Source organism: Pedococcus sp. P3_C7, assembly GCF_056402615.1.
Genome location: NZ_JBFUHC010000001.1, coordinates 473,036 through 489,258 on the forward strand (window position 1 = coordinate 473,036; position 16,223 = coordinate 489,258).

16 protein-coding genes are annotated in these 16,223 nt (G+C 68.6%); 11 read left to right on the top strand and 5 right to left on the bottom strand.

The genetic code is table 11. The annotated features are described in order from the left end of the window. Positions 1-40: 40 nt before the first annotated feature. The 5 genes from AC1DS4_RS02210 to AC1DS4_RS02230 form a co-directional block, all read right to left on the bottom strand. Complete coding sequence (locus AC1DS4_RS02210) at positions 41-760, bottom strand: ABC transporter ATP-binding protein (RefSeq protein WP_477613419.1); 720 nt, start codon at positions 758-760, stop codon at positions 41-43. Further along, entirely contained in the window at positions 750-1,685 is a 936-nt protein-coding gene (locus AC1DS4_RS02215) for an ABC transporter ATP-binding protein (RefSeq protein ID WP_477612808.1), read from the bottom strand. Before AC1DS4_RS02215 ends, AC1DS4_RS02210 begins: the two co-directional genes overlap by 11 nt. Then, positions 1,678-2,808 carry a branched-chain amino acid ABC transporter permease gene (locus AC1DS4_RS02220; protein WP_477632102.1) on the bottom strand — a complete coding sequence of 377 codons (1,131 nt, stop codon included), beginning with the start codon at positions 2,806-2,808 and terminating at the stop codon, positions 1,678-1,680. Before AC1DS4_RS02220 ends, AC1DS4_RS02215 begins: the two co-directional genes overlap by 8 nt. Continuing rightward, positions 2,805-3,791 (bottom strand): branched-chain amino acid ABC transporter permease, encoded by a 987-nt coding sequence (locus AC1DS4_RS02225; RefSeq protein ID WP_477612810.1) that lies wholly within the window; start codon positions 3,789-3,791, stop codon positions 2,805-2,807. The genes AC1DS4_RS02220 and AC1DS4_RS02225 overlap by 4 nt, the downstream gene beginning before the upstream one ends. A gap of 114 nt (positions 3,792-3,905) precedes the next feature. Next, a complete protein-coding gene (locus AC1DS4_RS02230; protein WP_477612811.1) occupies positions 3,906-5,033 on the bottom strand; it encodes a branched-chain amino acid ABC transporter substrate-binding protein in 1,128 nt (375 codons plus the stop codon). Between the two features lie 301 nt (positions 5,034-5,334). Between AC1DS4_RS02230 and AC1DS4_RS02235 the strand changes: the two genes are divergently transcribed. The 11 genes from AC1DS4_RS02235 (at position 5,335) to AC1DS4_RS02285 (ending at position 16,181) form a co-directional block, all read left to right on the top strand. Next, entirely contained in the window at positions 5,335-5,787 is a 453-nt protein-coding gene (locus AC1DS4_RS02235; RefSeq protein ID WP_477632103.1) for a Rieske (2Fe-2S) protein, read from the top strand. A gap of 122 nt (positions 5,788-5,909) precedes the next feature. Beyond that, positions 5,910-7,880, top strand: a complete 1,971-nt coding sequence (gene uvrC, locus AC1DS4_RS02240; RefSeq protein WP_477632104.1) for an excinuclease ABC subunit UvrC — start codon at positions 5,910-5,912, stop codon at positions 7,878-7,880. A gap of 28 nt (positions 7,881-7,908) precedes the next feature. Beyond that, complete coding sequence (gene rapZ / locus AC1DS4_RS02245) at positions 7,909-8,859, top strand: RNase adapter RapZ (protein ID WP_477632105.1); 951 nt, start codon at positions 7,909-7,911, stop codon at positions 8,857-8,859. 76 nt (positions 8,860-8,935) lie between these two features. Next, the gene (locus tag AC1DS4_RS02250) at positions 8,936-9,871 is read left to right on the top strand and encodes a gluconeogenesis factor YvcK family protein (protein ID WP_477632106.1); all 936 of its coding nucleotides are present in this window, start codon (positions 8,936-8,938) and stop codon (positions 9,869-9,871) included. Between the two features lie 127 nt (positions 9,872-9,998). Continuing rightward, positions 9,999-10,979: a DNA-binding protein WhiA gene (gene whiA, locus AC1DS4_RS02255; RefSeq protein WP_179422770.1), complete on the top strand. Its 981-nt coding sequence runs from the start codon at positions 9,999-10,001 to the stop codon at positions 10,977-10,979. Between the two features lie 51 nt (positions 10,980-11,030). Further along, positions 11,031-12,203: a nucleotide sugar dehydrogenase gene (locus AC1DS4_RS02260; protein WP_477632107.1), complete on the top strand. Its 1,173-nt coding sequence runs from the start codon at positions 11,031-11,033 to the stop codon at positions 12,201-12,203. A 153-nt stretch (positions 12,204-12,356) separates the two neighbouring features. After that, a complete protein-coding gene (gap, locus tag AC1DS4_RS02265; protein WP_477612817.1) occupies positions 12,357-13,361 on the top strand; it encodes a type I glyceraldehyde-3-phosphate dehydrogenase in 1,005 nt (334 codons plus the stop codon). A gap of 20 nt (positions 13,362-13,381) precedes the next feature. Further along, on the top strand, positions 13,382-14,590 hold the full coding sequence (locus tag AC1DS4_RS02270) for a phosphoglycerate kinase (RefSeq protein WP_477632108.1): 1,209 nt from the start codon (positions 13,382-13,384) through the stop codon (positions 14,588-14,590). A 52-nt stretch (positions 14,591-14,642) separates the two neighbouring features. After that, complete coding sequence (gene tpiA, locus AC1DS4_RS02275) at positions 14,643-15,383, top strand: triose-phosphate isomerase (RefSeq protein WP_477645989.1); 741 nt, start codon at positions 14,643-14,645, stop codon at positions 15,381-15,383. Positions 15,384-15,457: 74 nt separating this feature from the next. Then, a complete protein-coding gene (gene secG, locus AC1DS4_RS02280; RefSeq protein WP_477612820.1) occupies positions 15,458-15,703 on the top strand; it encodes a preprotein translocase subunit SecG in 246 nt (81 codons plus the stop codon). A 127-nt stretch (positions 15,704-15,830) separates the two neighbouring features. Then, positions 15,831-16,181: an RNA polymerase-binding protein RbpA gene (locus tag AC1DS4_RS02285; RefSeq protein ID WP_091782702.1), complete on the top strand. Its 351-nt coding sequence runs from the start codon at positions 15,831-15,833 to the stop codon at positions 16,179-16,181. Positions 16,182-16,223 lie beyond the last annotated feature (42 nt).

Here is a 16,223-nt window from a genome sequence, read left to right on the forward strand (position 1 = left end):
CGTTCCTGGTGTGCCGGCCAGCCGGCACACCAGGGAGTGCCTAGACGTCGCCGCCGAGGTAGGACGCCTTGACCGCAGGGTCGTTGGCCAGTTCCTGGCCGGTTCCCTCACGCACGATCTCGCCGGTCTCGAGGATGTAGGCGCGGTCGGCGCGCTTGAGCGCCTGCGCAGCGTTCTGCTCGACGAGGAGCACGGTCGTGCCCTGCTTGTTGATCTCGGTGATGATGTCGAAGATCTGCTGGATGAGCTTGGGCGCCAGTCCCATCGACGGCTCGTCCAGGAGCAGCAGCTTCGGGTTGGCCATGAGGGCGCGCCCGATCGCGAGCATCTGCTGTTCGCCGCCCGACATGGTGCCGGCCACCTGGCTGCGCCGCTCCGCCAGCCGCGGGAAGAGCCCGAAGACCCGGTCGCGGTCCTCCTTGATCTTCGGCGTCTTGCGGTCGCTCCGGGCGTAGGCACCCATGTCGAGGTTCTCGAGCACGGTCATGCCGACGAAGCAGCCTCGGCCCTCGGGCGACTGGGCGATCCCCAGCACCGGACGTTCGTGGGGCGGCATCGCGGTGATGTCCTGACCCTCGAACCGGATGGAGCCCGCGCGGACCGGGCGCAACCCGGAGACCGTCTTCATGGTGGTCGTCTTTCCGGCACCGTTGGCCCCGATGAGCGTGACCACCTCGCCCTCGTTCACCGTGAACGAGATGTTGCGGATGGCCTCGATGCGTCCGTAGTTGACGCAGAGGTCGTCGACCTCAAGAAGCATCTTCATCAACTCCCAGATAGGCGGCGATCACCGCAGGGTTGTCCTGGATCTCGGCGGGCAGTCCCTCGGCGATCTTCTTGCCGAACTCCAGCACCACGATCCTGTCGGTGACGCCCATGACGAGCTTCATGTCGTGCTCGATGAGCAGCACGGTGTAGCCCTGGTCGCGGATCGACCGGATGAGCTCCATCAGCCGAGCCTTCTCCGCCGGGTTGAAGCCGGCCGCCGGCTCGTCGAGGCAGAGCAGCTTGGGGTTCGTGGCGAGGGCTCGCGCGATCTCGAGCCGCCGTTGGTCGCCGTAGGGCAGGTTGCGGGCGAGCTCGTCGGCCCGCTTGTCCAACCCCATGAACTTGAGCAGCTCGAAGGCACGTTCCATGCCCTCGGCCTCCTCGGCATGGTGTTTGCGCAGCCGCAGCAGCGCCGACCCCATACCCGTGGAGTGGTGCGCATCCGCGCCGACCAGGACGTTCTCCAGTGCCGTCATGTTGTGGAACAACCGGATGTTCTGGAAGGTGCGGGCGATGCCCAGCTTGGTGATCTGGAACTTCTGTCGCTTGCCGAGCGGCTCGCCCATGAACTGGATCCCGCCCGAGGTGGGCTGGTAGACACCGGTCATCACGTTGAAGCAGGTCGTCTTGCCAGCACCGTTGGGCCCGATCAGGCCGAGGATCTCGCCGGTGTTGATGTGGAACGAGACACCGTCGAGGGCCGTGACACCGCCGAAGCGCAGGGTCACGTCGTCGACCTCGAGCATCTTGCCCTTGGGGAGGTGGGCGATCTCGTCGACACTGATGTCGACCGAGGTGTCCGGGGTGGTGTCGACCTCGGGACGGGTCGTGGCCTCGTCGTCGACCCGGGGTCCGCGTGCCGCGGCCGCGGCATCGGCGGTCTCGTCAGGCGTCTTGTCAGGCGTGGTGTCAGGCATGGGTCGCCCCTTCCTCGAGGACCTCTGTCTCGATGTCCGCCTGTTTGGCACGCACCGATCGTCGAGGCGGCATCAGGCCCTGCGGTCGGAAGATGGCCAGCGCCATCAGGGCGAGGCCGAACAGCAGGAACCGAGCGTCGGACAGGAACCGGAACTTCTCCGGCGCCCAGGTCAGCAGAGCCGCAGCGAGCACGACGCCCCAGCGGTTGCCCTGACCACCGACGACGACCATGGCGACGAAGAGCACGGAGTACAGGATGGTGAAGTTGTCCGGGTTGATGAACTGCTGCTTGGTGGCGAAGAGCGCACCGGACAGTCCGCCGATCGCGGCACCCGTGGCGAAGGCCAGCAGCTTGAACCGGAAGGTCGGGACACCCATGAGCTCAGCGGCGTCCTCGTCCTCGCGGGTTGCCTCCCAGGCCCGGCCGACGCGAGAGTTCTGCATCCGCCAGTCGAGGAAGAGCACCACGCCCACGAGGGTCAGCGCCAGCCAGTAGTAGGGCACCGAGTCGGTGACCCCGAACTGCAGGAACGTCGTGGTGTTGCTCTGGTCGACGTAGGCGACGAACCCCTCCCACTTGAGCTTGGGGATCTCGAACAGTGCCCAGCTCGGTGGCGTGGGAATGTTCGAGATACCGCGGGAGCCGCCGGTCAGGGCGTCGGCGTTCACCAGGATCAGCCGGACGATCTCGCCGAAGCCGAGGGTCACGATCGCGAGGTAGTCGCCCCGCACGCGCAGCGTGGGCGCGCCGAGGACGATGCCCGAGAACAGCGTGACCGCCATCGCGATCGGGATGCACAGCAGCAGCGGCAGCTTCCCATGGGCCGACCCGAGCACGCCGACCGTGAACGCGCCGATCGCGAAGAAGCCGATGTACCCGAGGTCGAGCAGGCCGGCATACCCGATGACGATGTTGAGCCCGATCGCGACCAGGGCGTACAGCGCGCAGAGGAACAGCACGGCACCGAAGTCGGAGTCGGTCGTCGTGATCAGCGGCGGGTTGAGGATCGGCAGGAGGTAGACGAACACCACGGCGGCGACCATCAGCACGATCTTGGCCCAGCGGGGCAGGGCACGGAAACGGTCACCGATCCCGTGGAACACGTTCGAAACGGCGCTCATGCGCGTGCCTTTCCGAGGGACTCACCGAGCAGGCCGGTGGGCCGGAACAGGAGGATGACCACGAGGAGCGTGAAGGCCACGACGTCCTTCCACTCTCCACCGAAGATGGCTTGACCGTAGTTCTCGGCCACGCCGAGGATGAAGCCACCGAGCAGAGCGCCGCGAAGGTTGCCGATGCCACCGAGCACGGCGGCGGTGAAGGCTTTCACGCCGAGCAGGAAGCCCGAGTTGTAGCGGATCTGCCCGATCCGGATGAGGTACATCATCGCGGCGGCACCAGCCATGGCCCCGCCGATGACGAAGGTCAGCCGGATGACCCTGTCGCGGTTCACACCCATCAGGGCGGCGGACTCGGGGTCCTGGGCAACGGCGCGGATCCCTCGGCCGAGACGGGACCGCTGCATGAACTGGTCGAGCACGATCATCATGACGATGGCCGACCCCAGGACGATGAGGTCCTTGTTGGAGACGTGGTAGTCGAAGACGTAGAAGAGCCGCTTCGTCTCGATGTTGAGCGGGAACGGCGCGGCCTCGCGGGGACGGCCGACGTAGTTGACCAGGTCGTCGTCCTTGCCGAACCACTTGAACGGCTTGTCGCGCAGGCCCATCACTTCCGAGAGCGTGTACGACGCACCGATCGCGGAGATGAGCGCGATCAGCGGTGGCGAGTTGCGCTTGCGGAGCGGGCGGTAGGCGACGAACTCGAGGCCGAGCGCCACGAGCGCGGAGATCACCATGGCCGACGCGAAGCCCGCAATGAGGAACCCGACGACGCCGATGCCGCTCGCCTTGCTGGCGCCGAGCGCCACCAGGGCCCAGACGGCCGCGAAGCCGCCCCACATGAACACCTCGGAGTGGGCGAAGTTGATGAGGCGCAGCACGCCGTAGACGAGCGTGTAGCCGAGAGCAATCAGCGCGTAGATGGCCCCGTTGGCCAACCCGGTGATTGTGAACTCCCAGAAGTTGTTCAGGAGAAGCTGCATCAGACCTCCGTGGTGAGGGACCTGCGCGTCAGTGCGGCGGGGTCCGGGTCCGGACGGGAACACGGTAGCGGCCAGGACCCCCGTTGCCGAGAGCCCTGGCCGCTACACGTGGTGTTACTTGACTTCCTGGTCCGGAACGATCTTGCCGCCGGTGACCTTGTAGGCCCACACGTGGATGTCCGCCGGCTCGCCCTTGGCGTCGAACTTGACCTGCTTGGTGACGCCCTTCTGGTCGTAGGAGGCGATGAAGGCGTTGATGTCGGCCGACGTGGTCTTCCCAGCCTTGATGGCAGCGAGGAACACGTTGGCTGCGTCGTAGGCCTCTGCCGAGTACGTGGCCGGGTCCGAGTTGTAGGCCTTCTTGTAGGCGGCCGCGAACTCGGGTGCCTGGTCCGGCGGGAGGCACGGGCAGGTGACGATGGCGCCCTCGGCCGCCGCACCGGCGCCCTTGATGAAGCCGTCGTCCTTGACGCCGTCGCCGGCGACGAAGGTGCCGGTGAAGCCACCGTCCTTCAGCTGCTTGGCCAGCTTGCTGGCGTTGGAGTAGTAGCCGCCGTAGAAGAACGCGGTCGCACCCGAGGCCTTGGCCTTGGTCACGGTCGCGGAGAAGTCGTCCTGCTTGCCGTCGGCTGCAGTGTGGTCGGTGCCGGTGACGAGCGCTCCGAGATCACTCTTGACGATGTCGGCCAGGCCCTTGCCGTACTCGGAGGTGTCGTCCGAGACGAAGACCTTCTGCGCCTTCAGGACGTCCTTGATGTACTTCGCGGCCGCGGGGCCCTGGCTGTTGTCGTTGCCGAGGATGCGGTGGAAGGTCTTCCAGCCGTTCTCGGACAGCTTCGTCGCCGTCGCGGAGGCCGTGATGATGTTCAGGCCGGCCTTGTCGAAGATCGGGTCGGCGGCCTTGGACTCACCGGAGAAGGCGGGGCCGACGATGCCGACCAGCTTCTTGTCGGTGACGGCCTTCTGGGCCAGTCCGGGGGCAATGGACGGGTCGCCCTGGCTGTCGAACGAGGTGAGCGCGACCTTGCAGTCGGCGTTCTTCTCGTTGTACTGCTTGACGGCGAGCTCGGCACCGTTCTTGATGTTGATGCCGAGGTTGGCAGCGTCGCCGGTGAGGGCGCCGAAGAAGCCGATCTTGAGGTCACACGCCTTGGAACCGGCGTCGGAGCTGCCGCCAGTGGTTCCACCACAGGCAGTCAGCGCGAGGGCAGCGGCCACGAGTGGCGCGCCAATCTTGAACACGGAACGCAAGACTCCTCCTGAAGTCATTGGGTGCTCGCGGGCCGTACGGCGCCCACGGGTCACCCCGGTTGGGGTGTGTGCAGACTATGCCGCTGTTCCCCCTGCGGGGCAGCACATCAACCCCATGCGTGACCGTGTCGTTATCACCGCCCGGTGGCGGCTGCCGTGAACGTCGTGGCAGCGTCACCCGTCATACCCATGTCCCACGCATGTCTCACACAGTTCCCACCCATGTCCGGCCCGCATCCTCGGGCCACCCGGTCAGCCCCGCGAGGGGGCACCTCCACCGAAAGGCGCGCGCATGACCACCCCAGAAGACCACCCCGTCACCGGCCCCTCCCGCCGCACCGTGCTGGCGTCCGCCGGCCTCGCCGGAGTCGGCGTCACCGTCCTCGCCGGCTGTGGAGCCGCCGAGGACGCTGCGAGCAGCGCGGCCAGCACGGCCAAGGACGCCGCGACCAGCGCCGTCAAGGACGCCATCTCGAAGGCGACGATCCCGGTGGGGGGAGGCAAGATCTTCACCGACCAGAAGGTCGTGGTCACCCAGCCCACCTCGGGGGAGTTCAAGGCCTTCAGCGCCGTGTGCACCCATCAGGCGTGCCTGGTGACCACCGTCGCCAACGGCACCATCAACTGTGCCTGCCACGGCAGCGAGTACGACATCACCACCGGCGCGGTCAAGAAGGGACCGGCCACCAAGGCCCTTCCGGAGAAGTCCGTGGCCGTGAGTGGCGACGGGATCTCAGTCACCTGACCTTCCCCGCCAGAAGCGCAGGGCCAGGTATGCCGCGCCGTCCCGACGCGGCATACCTCGTCTCCGCGGGAAGCGGGGCTCCCGCGGGACGGGCCGTCGGTCGCCCTCCATAGAGTGGAGTCGTGGCTGACCCGTCGACCTACCGTCCGGCGCCGGGGGAGATCCCGGTCGACCCGGGTGTCTACCGGTTCCGGGACGCCGCCCAGCGCGTCATCTACGTCGGCAAGGCCAAGTCGCTGCGGCCTCGGTTGTCGTCGTACTTCCAGGACATCGCGGCCCTGCATCCGCGCACGGCCACCATGGTCACCACGGCTGCGAGCGTCGAGTGGACCGTGGTCTCGACCGAGGTCGAGGCGCTGCAGCTCGAGTACTCCTGGATCAAGGAGTACGACCCGCGGTTCAACGTCAAGTATCGCGACGACAAGTCCTACCCCTACCTCGCGGTGACGCTCGGGGAGGAGTTCCCGCGGGCGCAGGTGATGCGCGGGGCCAAGCGCAAGGGCACCCGCTACTTCGGGCCCTACGCCCATGCCTGGGCCATCCGCGAGACGCTCGACCTGCTGTTGCGGGTGTTCCCGGTACGCACCTGCTCCTCCGGGGTCTTCAAACGAGCTGGGCAGGTGGGCCGCCCGTGTCTGCTGGGCTACATCGACAAGTGCTCGGCACCGTGCGTCGGCAGGGTCAGCCCCGAGGAGCACCGCGCCATCGCCGAGGACTTCTGCGACTTCATGGCCGGCAAGACGACGCGGTTCGTCAAGCGGCTCGAGCGCGACATGGCGGCCGCGTCGAAGTCCCTGGAGTTCGAACAGGCAGCCCGGATGCGGGACGACCTCGTGGCGCTCGGCAAGGCGCTGGAGAAGTCCGCCATCGTCCTGGGCGACGGCACCGACGCCGACGTGTTCGCGCTCGAGCACGACGGGCTCGAGATCGCCGTCCAGGTGTTCCACGTGCGTGGCGGGCGGGTGCGCGGGCAGCGTGGCTGGGTCGCCGAGATGGACGACGAGACCGTGCCTGAGATCGTCGGACACCTCCTCCAGCAGGTCTACGGAGGGGAGTCCGGTGACAGCGTGCCGCGCGAGGTGCTCGTGCCGGTCCTGCCGGAGGACCCGGATGCCGTCGCGATCTGGCTCGGGTCGCTGCGCGGCTCCGCGGTCGACCTGCGCGTGCCCCAGAGGGGCGACAAGCGCACCCTGCTCGAGACCGTGCACCGCAACGCGAAGCAGTCGCTGGCCAGGCACAAGCTCGCCCGCGCCGGGGATCTCACGGCACGCAGCCAGGCACTGCAGGAGCTGCAGACCAGCCTCGACCTGGCTGATGCGCCGCTGCGCGTCGAGTGCTACGACATCAGCCACATCCAGGGCTCCCAGGTCGTCGGGTCGATGGTCGTCTTCGAGGACGGGCTGGCCCGCAAGTCCGAGTACCGCCGGTTCGTCATCCGTGGCGAGCAGGTGGACGACACCGCGGCGATGGACGAGGTGCTGACCCGGCGGTTCCAGCGCTACCTCGAGGAGCGCGACCAGGCCACCGACGTCGAGCTCGGCCCCGATCCGGAGAACGGTCCCGAGCGGATCGACCCCGACACCGGCAAGCCGAAGAAGTTCGCGTACCCGCCCAACCTCGTCGTCGTCGACGGCGGCCTGCCCCAGGTCAACGCCGCCCAGGCGGCCCTGACGGCGCTGGGCATCGACGACGTCGCCGTCGTCGGGCTCGCCAAGCGGCTCGAGGAGGTCTGGGTGCCCGGCCAGGACTACCCCGTCATCCTGCCGCGGACCAGTGAGGGCCTCTACCTGCTGCAGCGGGTCCGCGACGAGGCCCACCGCTTTGCCATCACCTTCCACCGCCAGCGCCGGTCCAAGGCCATGACCACGAGCGTCCTGGACGGTGTCCCCGGACTCGGGGAGACGCGACGCAAGGCCCTGCTGCGTCATTTCGGCTCGGTGAAGAAGGTTCGCGCGGCGACGGCCGACGAGCTGCAGGAAGTTTCCGGCATCGGACCTGCGCTGGCAGCCACGATTGCGGCAGAGTTGGCCACCGCAGACACGGCCGCACCCGCCGTCAACCTGATGACCGGAGAGATCCTCGACGGTGACTGAGCGCGATGAGCTAGGAGACGGGGCAGGGATGACCGACGAGGACCGCGCGGCACCTGGGGCAGCGGTGCCGGACGCAGGAGCCCCGGACGCCGCCGACTCGGGCGACAAGCGCGACCAGGCTGAGCTCGTCATCGTGACCGGCATGAGTGGAGCCGGGCGGTCCACGACCGCCAACGTGCTCGAGGACTCCGGCTGGTACGTCGTCGACAACCTGCCGCCACACCTGCTCGTCTCGCTGGCCGACCTCGCCAACGAGGCACCGCGTCGGGCGGGTCTGCCGCGCCTTGCGGCCGTGGTGGATGTCCGCGCCCGCGGGTTCTTCGACCACCTCCAGACCGCGCTCGACGAGCTGCGCGACCGCGGGTGGCGACCCAACCTGGTCTTCCTGGACGCCACCGACGAGGCGATCGTGCGCCGCTTCGAGTCCGTGCGCCGACCGCACCCTCTCCAAGGCCAGGGCCGGCTGCTGGACGGCATCACCCGCGAGCGCGCCATGCTGGCCGACCTGCGGGCCCGCGCCGACGTCGTCATCGACACGTCCGGCCTGAACGTCCACCAGCTCGCCAAGAAGGTCCACCCGGTCTTCTCCGGCGACATCGGCCACAAGGTCCGCATCGCGGTGATGTCGTTCGGCTTCAAGTACGGCGTGCCGCTCGACGCCGACTTCGTCTTCGACATGCGGTTCCTGCCCAACCCGTTCTGGATCCCCGAGCTGCGCAACTTCACCGGGCAGGACGCGCCGGTGGCCGAGTTCGTCATGGCCCAGGAGGGGGCTCCGGAGTTCGTCGACCGGGTCGTCGCACTCATGGACCCGGTGACCGAGGGCTACATCCGCGAGGGTCGCCGGTACGTCACCGTCGCGGTGGGCTGCACCGGCGGCAAGCACCGCTCCGTCGCCGTGGCCGAGGCGCTGCGGACCCGGCTCAGCAGCGACGACATCGCGACGTTCGTCGTGCACCGCGACCTGGGGCAGGAATAGTGAGTCTGACAGCGCAGCGAGCACACGAGCGAGGCACGAGCGAGGCGCGGGGCAAGCGCGGAAGCGAGCAGTTGTCATGACCGGCCCCGCGGTGGTCGCGCTCGGCGGTGGACACGGACTCGCCGCATCGCTCGAGGCACTCAAGCTGGTCTGTGACGACATCACCGCGGTGGTCACCGTCGCCGACAACGGTGGGTCTTCCGGACGGCTTCGCGACGAGTTCGACGTGCTGCCGCCCGGTGACCTGCGGATGGCCCTGACCGCGCTCTGCGACGACACGGAGTGGGGCCACACCTGGCGAGACGTCCTGCAGCACCGGTTCCGCGGCAACGGGCAGCTGGGCGGCCACGCCCTCGGCAACCTGCTGATCACCGCACTGTGGGACCTGCACCACGACCCGGTCATCGGGCTCGACCTCGTTGGTCGACTCCTCAACGCCCGGGGCCGGGTGCTGCCCATGGCCGCCGTGCCACTCGAGATCACCGCCCGGGTACGTGGCCTGGACCCGGCCGACACCCGGGCTCTCTCGACCCTGCGCGGCCAGGTGGCGGTCGCCACGACCAAGGGGACCGTGCTCAGCATCGCCCTCGAGCCGGCTGATCCCCCCTCGGCACCCGAGACCGTGGCGGCGGTGCGTGAGGCCGACTGGGTGATCCTCGGGCCGGGGTCGTGGTTCACCTCGGTGATGCCGCACCTCATGGTGCCGGGTCTGCGCGACGCGCTCCATGACACGACCGCCCGGCGGTTGCTGACCCTCAACCTGGAGCACTCCGGCGAGACGGCCGGCTTCACGGCCGCCCGCCAGCTGGAGGCGCTCGTGGACCACGCGCCGCGAATGCGGCTGGACGCCGTCCTGGCCGACCCCAGTGCCGTCGACGATGAGGCAGGATTGCGCACGGCCGCCGCGCGACTCGGTGCAGAGCTGGTGCTTGCACCAGTGGCGCAACGCGGCGCACCGGGGCACCATGACTCGCTCAGGCTGGCGGCGGCATACCGTGACCTGTTCGGCTGAGGGCGGACATGGTTGAGTCTGACGCGAGACCACGTCAGCGCCTCCGGGCGCCGACGAACCAGGGGAGACAGCACAGCATGGGAGCAGAGCCCACCAGTGCACGACGGCGAGATGGCAGGATGAACCAATGGCAATGACGGCGCGGGTCAAGGACGAGCTCAGCAGACTCGACGTCACGAAGCCCTGCTGCCGCAAGTCGGAGGTGGCCGCGACGCTGCGGTTCGCTGGCGGCCTGCACATCGTGGGGGGACGGATCGTCGTCGAGGCCGAGCTCGACACGGCGAACGCCGCCCGACGGCTCCGCAAGAACATCAGCGACCTGTACGGCCACCCCTCGGAGGTGCTGGTCCTCGCAGCCGGCGGTCTGCGCAAGGGCAGCCGCTACGTCGTCCGGGTGGTCCAGGACGGCGAGGCCCTGGCCCGGCAGACCGGGCTGATCGACGCCCGGGGGCGTCCGGTGCGGGGCCTGCCACCCAAGGTGGTCAGCGCCTCCGCCTGTGACGCCGAAGCAGCCTGGCGCGGTGCCTTCATCGCCCACGGCTCGCTGACCGAGCCCGGCCGATCCTCTGCTCTCGAGGTCACGTGCCCGGGGCCTGAGGCGGCCCTCGCCCTCGTCGGAGCGGCTCGTCGCCTCGGCATCCAGGCCAAGGCACGCGAGGTGCGCGGCGTCGACCGGGTCGTCATCCGCGACGGCGATGCCATCGGGGCGATGCTCACCCGACTGGGCGCGCACGACGCGGTCATGGCGTGGGAGGAGCGGCGGATGCGCCGCGAGGTCCGGGCCACGGCCAACCGGCTGGCCAACTTCGACGACGCCAACCTGCGCCGCTCGGCGCGCGCCGCCGTCGCGGCCGGCGCCAGGGTGCACCGCGCCATGGAGATCCTCGGCGACGAGATCCCCGACCACCTCAAGGAGGCCGGGGCGCTGCGGTTGGAGCACAAGCAGGCCTCGCTCGAGGAGCTCGGCCAACTTGCCCAGCCACCGATGACCAAGGACGCCGTGGCAGGGCGGATCCGGCGCCTGCTGGCGATGGCCGACAAGCGGGCCCAGGACCTCGGCATCCCGGGTACCGAGGCCAACCTCACGCCCGACATGCTCGACGCCTGATCGACCCATGACCGACGCACGCCAGCGCCTGACTCGGAGCGGGGACAACGCATGACGAGGATCGCCGTCGTCGGAACCGGGTACGTCGGACTCTCCATGGCGGTCCTGCTCGGCCAGCGACACGACGTCGTGGCCCTCGACATCGACGCGGCCCGCGTCGACCTGCTGAGCTCGGGCCGCAGCCCCATCGCGGACCCCGAGATCGAGACGTTCCTCGCCCACCATCAGCTGACGCTGACCTTCACGACCGACCCGGCCACGGCCTACGCCGGCGCCGAGTTCGTCATCATCGCGACACCGACCGACTACGACCCCGTGACCAACTACTTCGACACCTCGACCGTGGAGAAGGTCGCGGCCGACGTGGTGGCTGCCAACCCGACCGCCGTGATGGTCGTGAAGTCCACGGTCCCGGTCGGCTTCACCGAGGACCTCTCGCAGCGACTCGGCACCGACAACCTGCTGTTCAGTCCAGAGTTCCTCCGCGAGGGCAAGGCGCTGTGGGACAGCCTGCACCCTTCCCGGATCGTCGTGGGCGAGCGCAGTGACCGCGGGCAGGCGTTCGCCGACCTGCTGCGGGAGGGGTCCGAGGAGCCGGACGTCCCCGTGCTGCTCACCGACAGCACCGAGGCCGAGGCCGTCAAGCTGTTCGCCAACACCTATCTCGCCATGCGCGTCGCCTTCTTCAACGAGCTCGACACCTTCGCAGTGACCCACGGACTCGACCCCCGCCAGATCATCGAGGGGGTCGGGCTCGACCCGAGGATCGGCCCTGGTTACAACAACCCCTCGTTCGGCTACGGCGGGTACTGCCTGCCCAAGGACACCAAGCAGCTGCTGGCCAACTACCAGAACGTGCCCCAGTCGCTCATCGAGGCGATCGTCACGGCCAACACCACCCGCAAGGACTTCGTGGCGACCGACATCCTGCGTCGCCACCCCCGCATCGTCGGCATCCACCGCCTGATCATGAAGTCCGGCTCCGACAACTTCCGGTCGAGCAGCGTCCAGGGGATCATGAAGCGGATCAAGGCCAAGGGTGTGGAGGTCGTGGTCTACGAGCCCGCGCTGGCCGATGACCACTTCTTCGGCTCACGGGTGATCCGCGACCTCGCCGAGTTCACCGAGGTGGCCGACGTCATCGTCGCCAACCGGATGGTCGGCGAGCTCACGCCGGTGGCCGACAAGGTCTACACCCGAGACCTCTTCGGCGGCGACTACTGACCTGCTCCTGAGCCCTGGGCGAGGGGGCGACGTTACCGGCCCGTACGCCGGACCGCCGTGACTCCCGGCGGCCCCGCTCGCTAGGCTCGGGCCCGAGCATTTCCGCGCCGCGCCACGCGGCATACCGTCCCCATCTGAGAAGGACTTGGCATCGTGACTGTTCGCGTAGGTATCAACGGCTTCGGCCGCATCGGCCGCAACTTCTTCCGCGCCATCGAGGCGTCGGGAGCCGACATCGAGGTCGTGGCCACCAACGACCTGATGGACAACAAGACGCTGGCGCACCTGCTCAAGTACGACTCGATCCTCGGCCGCTTCCCCGGTGAGGTGACCTACGACGACACCTCGATCACCGCCGGTGGCAAGACGTTCAAGGTCTTCGAGGAGCGCGACCCGGCCAAGATCGACTGGGCCTCTGTCGGCGCCGACATCGTCGTGGAGTCGACCGGCTTCTTCACCGACGCGACCAAGGCCAAGGCGCACATCGACGGCGGCGCCAAGAAGGTCATCATCTCCGCGCCGGCGTCCAACGAGGACATCACCATCGTCATGGGCGTCAACGACGACCAGTACGACGCGGCCAAGCACACCATCATCTCCAACGCGTCCTGCACGACGAACTGCCTCGGCCCGATGGCCAAGGTCCTCAACGACGAGTTCGGCATCGTCAAGGGCCTGATGACGACCATCCACGCCTACACCCAGGACCAGAACCTCCAGGACGCCCCGCACAAGGACCTGCGTCGCGCCCGGGCCGCAGCGCTCAACATCGTGCCCACCTCGACCGGCGCGGCCAAGGCCATCGGCCTCGTGCTGCCCGAGCTCAAGGGCAAGCTCGACGGGTTCGCGCTGCGCGTCCCGATCGCCACCGGTTCGGCGACCGACCTCACCTTCGAGGCGGGCCGCGAGACGACCGCCGAAGAGGTGAACGCCGCAGTCAAGGCCGCCGCCGAGGGCCCGCTCAAGGGCATCCTCGTCTACACCGAGGACGCCATCGTCTCCAAGGACATCGAGACCGACCCGGCCTCGTGCATCTTCGACGCAGGCCTGACCAAGGTCATCGGCAACCAGGTGAAGGTCATCGGCTGGTACGACAACGAGTGGGGCTACTCCAACCGCCTCGCCGACCTCGTGGTCCTCGTCGGCCAGACGCTCTGACCCGGGTCGAGCCACAGCTGATGCACTCGATCTCCGAGCTGGGCGACCTGCGCGGCAAGCGCGTCCTCGTCCGGTCAGACCTCAACGTGCCCCTGGACGGGACGACGATCACCGACGACGGGCGCATCCGCGCGTCGGCGCCCACCATCGCGTCGCTGTCCGAGGCGGGTGCCCGCGTCATCGTGTGCGCCCACCTCGGTCGGCCCAAGGGCGCGCCCGAGGACAAGTACTCGCTGGCTCCGGTGGCTGTTCGCCTCGGCGAGGTCCTCGGCCGCGACGTCACGTTCGCCAGCGACACGGTGGGCGACAGCGCCAAGGCGGCGGTCCAGGCGGCCGGGGACGGCGACGTCGTGCTGCTGGAGAACCTCCGGTTCAACCCGGGAGAGACGGCCAAGACCGACGACGAGCGCGCCGAGTTCGCGCGCCAGCTCGCCGGGCTGGCCGACGTCTTCGTCTCCGACGGCTTCGGTGTAGTGCACCGCAAGCAGGCCAGCGTCTACGACGTCGCGCGGCTGCTGCCGTCGGCCGTGGGCGGGCTCGTCGAGACAGAGGTCGGCGTCCTGAAGCGCCTCACCGAGGACCCGGAGCGTCCGTATGCCGTGGTGCTCGGTGGTGCGAAGGTCTCCGACAAGCTCGGCGTCATCGACAACCTGCTCCAGACGGCCGATCGCCTCCTCATCGGAGGTGGCATGGTCTTCACCTTCCTCGCCGCCCAGGACTACGAGGTGGGCAAGAGCCTGCTCGAGGCCGACCAGCTCGACCAGGTCAAGGGCTACCTCGAGCAGGCCAAGGAGCGTGGCGTCGAGATCGTCCTCCCGGTCGACATCGTCGCCGCCACCGAGTTCTCGGCCGACGCCGAGCGCGACGTGGTGCCCGCCGGCGCGATCCCCGCCGACCGCATGGGGCTCGACATCGGGCCCGAGTCCGGGGTGCTGTTCGCCGAGAAGCTCAAGGACTGCAAGACGGTCTTCTGGAACGGCCCGATGGGTGCGTTCGAGATGGAGCCGTATGCCGCGGGCACGGCTGCGGTGGCCGCGGCCCTGGTCGAGGCGACCGAGAAGGGGGCCCTCACCGTCATCGGTGGTGGCGACTCCGCGGCTGCCGTGCGCCAGCTCGGCTTCGACGACGACCAGTTCGGGCACATCTCGACCGGCGGTGGCGCGAGCCTGGAGTACCTCGAGGGCAAGGAGCTCCCGGGGCTCACCGTGCTCGACGAGACCACCGCCTGACCCAGCACGACCAAGACCCTTCGGTGGGGGCGGGGGGGGCGGCCTCGACCACCTGCAGGCCACCCACCTCGTGCAGAAGCTCGACTGGACCCTGCGCGACGGCCGGCACGACTTCGCCGCGGTCGAGGTCGCGGTGCTGCCACCGTTCACCGACCTGCGGTCCGTTCAGACCCTGATCGACGGCGACCGGCTCCAGCTGGTCTTCGGGGCCCAGGACCTGTCGAAGCACGACTCCGGGGCCTACACGGGCGAGATCTCCGGTGCCTTCCTCGCCAAGCTCGGCTGCACGTACGTGCTGGCCGGCCACAGCGAGCGGCGTGAGTACCACCAGGAGTCCGAGGACGTCGTCAACGCCAAGGTCAAGGCGGCCTACCGGCACGGCCTGACCCCCATCTTCTGCGTCGGCGAGCACCTCGAGGTGCGCCAGGAGGGGACTCACCTCGCGCACGTCCTCATGCAGCTCGAGGCGGGCCTGGCCGATGTCACGGCCGAGCAGGCCAAGACCATCGTCATCGCCTACGAGCCGGTGTGGGCCATCGGCACCGGTGAGGTCGCCACGCCGCAGGATGCACAGGAGGTCTGCGCCGCGATCCGCACCAAGCTGGCGGAGTTGTACTCCGGCGACCTGGCCGATGGGGTGCGCGTGCTGTACGGCGGATCGGTGAAGGCGAACAACGTCGCGGCGATCATGTCCCAGGAGGACGTCGACGGCGCGCTCGTGGGTGGCGCGTCGATCGACCCGGCCGAGTTCGCCTCGATCTGCCGCTACCGCGACCACCTGGCCACTGCCTGAGCGGCCAGCAGGTATCCTGAACCTTGCTGCCTTTTCGGCAGCACCAACTGACGTCGACTCGAGATGGGTGCTCCGTGGAAGCCGTACGTATTGGCCTGCAGGTACTGCTGGTCATCGGTGGTCTGTTCCTGACGCTGCTGGTCCTGCTCCACAAGGGCAAGGGCGGCGGTCTGTCCGACATGTTCGGTGGCGGCATGTCCACCTCACTGGGGTCCTCCTCGGTGGCCGAGCGGAACCTCGACCGGTTCACCGTGGCCGTGGGTGTCATCTGGTTCGCCTGCATCGTGGGGATCGGTCTCATCGACCGGTTCTCCGCCTGAGCTCCCGACCGGCAGCTCGACCCGACCACGAACTGACCGCGCGTCACTGACCCACTCACAGACCAGCTCTCCCCGACCAGACTCTCCCTGACCAGACTCTCCCTGACCAGACAAGGACCTTTCGCACATGGCAGGTGGCAACGCAATCCGAGGCAGCCGAGTCGGCGCCGGCCCGATGGGCGAGGCCGAACGCGGCGAGGCCGCACCCCGCGTCTTCGTGTCCTACTGGTGCGCCAACGGCCACCAGACCCGACCGAGCTTCGCGGAGGAGCCGGGCCTGGCCGTCCCCGAGACCTGGGACTGCCCGCGCTGCGGGTTCCCCGCGGGTCAGGACGAGGCCAACCCGCCGGCCCCGCCGAAGGTCGAGCCCTACAAGACGCACCTGGCCTACGTGAAGGAGCGTCGCTCCGACGCCGACGGCAAGGCCATCCTCGACGAGGCCCTCGCCACGCTGCGGGAGCGCAAGCTCATCCAGTAGCAACAGACACAGACGAAGGGCTGCTCCCGGTCATCGGGAGCA

What these genes read in the sequence shown, in the direction of transcription:
- whiA (WP_179422770.1), top strand. Translation starts at nt 9,999, where the DNA reads ATGGCAATGACGGCGCGGGTCAAGGACGAGCTCAGCAGACTCGACGTC.
- AC1DS4_RS02210 (WP_477613419.1), bottom strand. Translation starts at nt 760, where the DNA reads ATGCTTCTTGAGGTCGACGACCTCTGCGTCAACTACGGACGCATCGAG.
- AC1DS4_RS02235 (WP_477632103.1), top strand. Translation starts at nt 5,335, where the DNA reads ATGACCACCCCAGAAGACCACCCCGTCACCGGCCCCTCCCGCCGCACC.
- AC1DS4_RS02215 (WP_477612808.1), bottom strand. Translation starts at nt 1,685, where the DNA reads ATGCCTGACACCACGCCTGACAAGACGCCTGACGAGACCGCCGATGCC.
- AC1DS4_RS02260 (WP_477632107.1), top strand. Translation starts at nt 11,031, where the DNA reads ATGACGAGGATCGCCGTCGTCGGAACCGGGTACGTCGGACTCTCCATG.
- AC1DS4_RS02285 (WP_091782702.1), top strand. Translation starts at nt 15,831, where the DNA reads ATGGCAGGTGGCAACGCAATCCGAGGCAGCCGAGTCGGCGCCGGCCCG.
- AC1DS4_RS02270 (WP_477632108.1), top strand. Translation starts at nt 13,382, where the DNA reads ATGCACTCGATCTCCGAGCTGGGCGACCTGCGCGGCAAGCGCGTCCTC.
- AC1DS4_RS02250 (WP_477632106.1), top strand. Translation starts at nt 8,936, where the DNA reads ATGACCGGCCCCGCGGTGGTCGCGCTCGGCGGTGGACACGGACTCGCC.
- AC1DS4_RS02220 (WP_477632102.1), bottom strand. Translation starts at nt 2,808, where the DNA reads ATGAGCGCCGTTTCGAACGTGTTCCACGGGATCGGTGACCGTTTCCGT.
- rapZ (WP_477632105.1), top strand. Translation starts at nt 7,909, where the DNA reads ATGACCGACGAGGACCGCGCGGCACCTGGGGCAGCGGTGCCGGACGCA.
- AC1DS4_RS02225 (WP_477612810.1), bottom strand. Translation starts at nt 3,791, where the DNA reads ATGCAGCTTCTCCTGAACAACTTCTGGGAGTTCACAATCACCGGGTTG.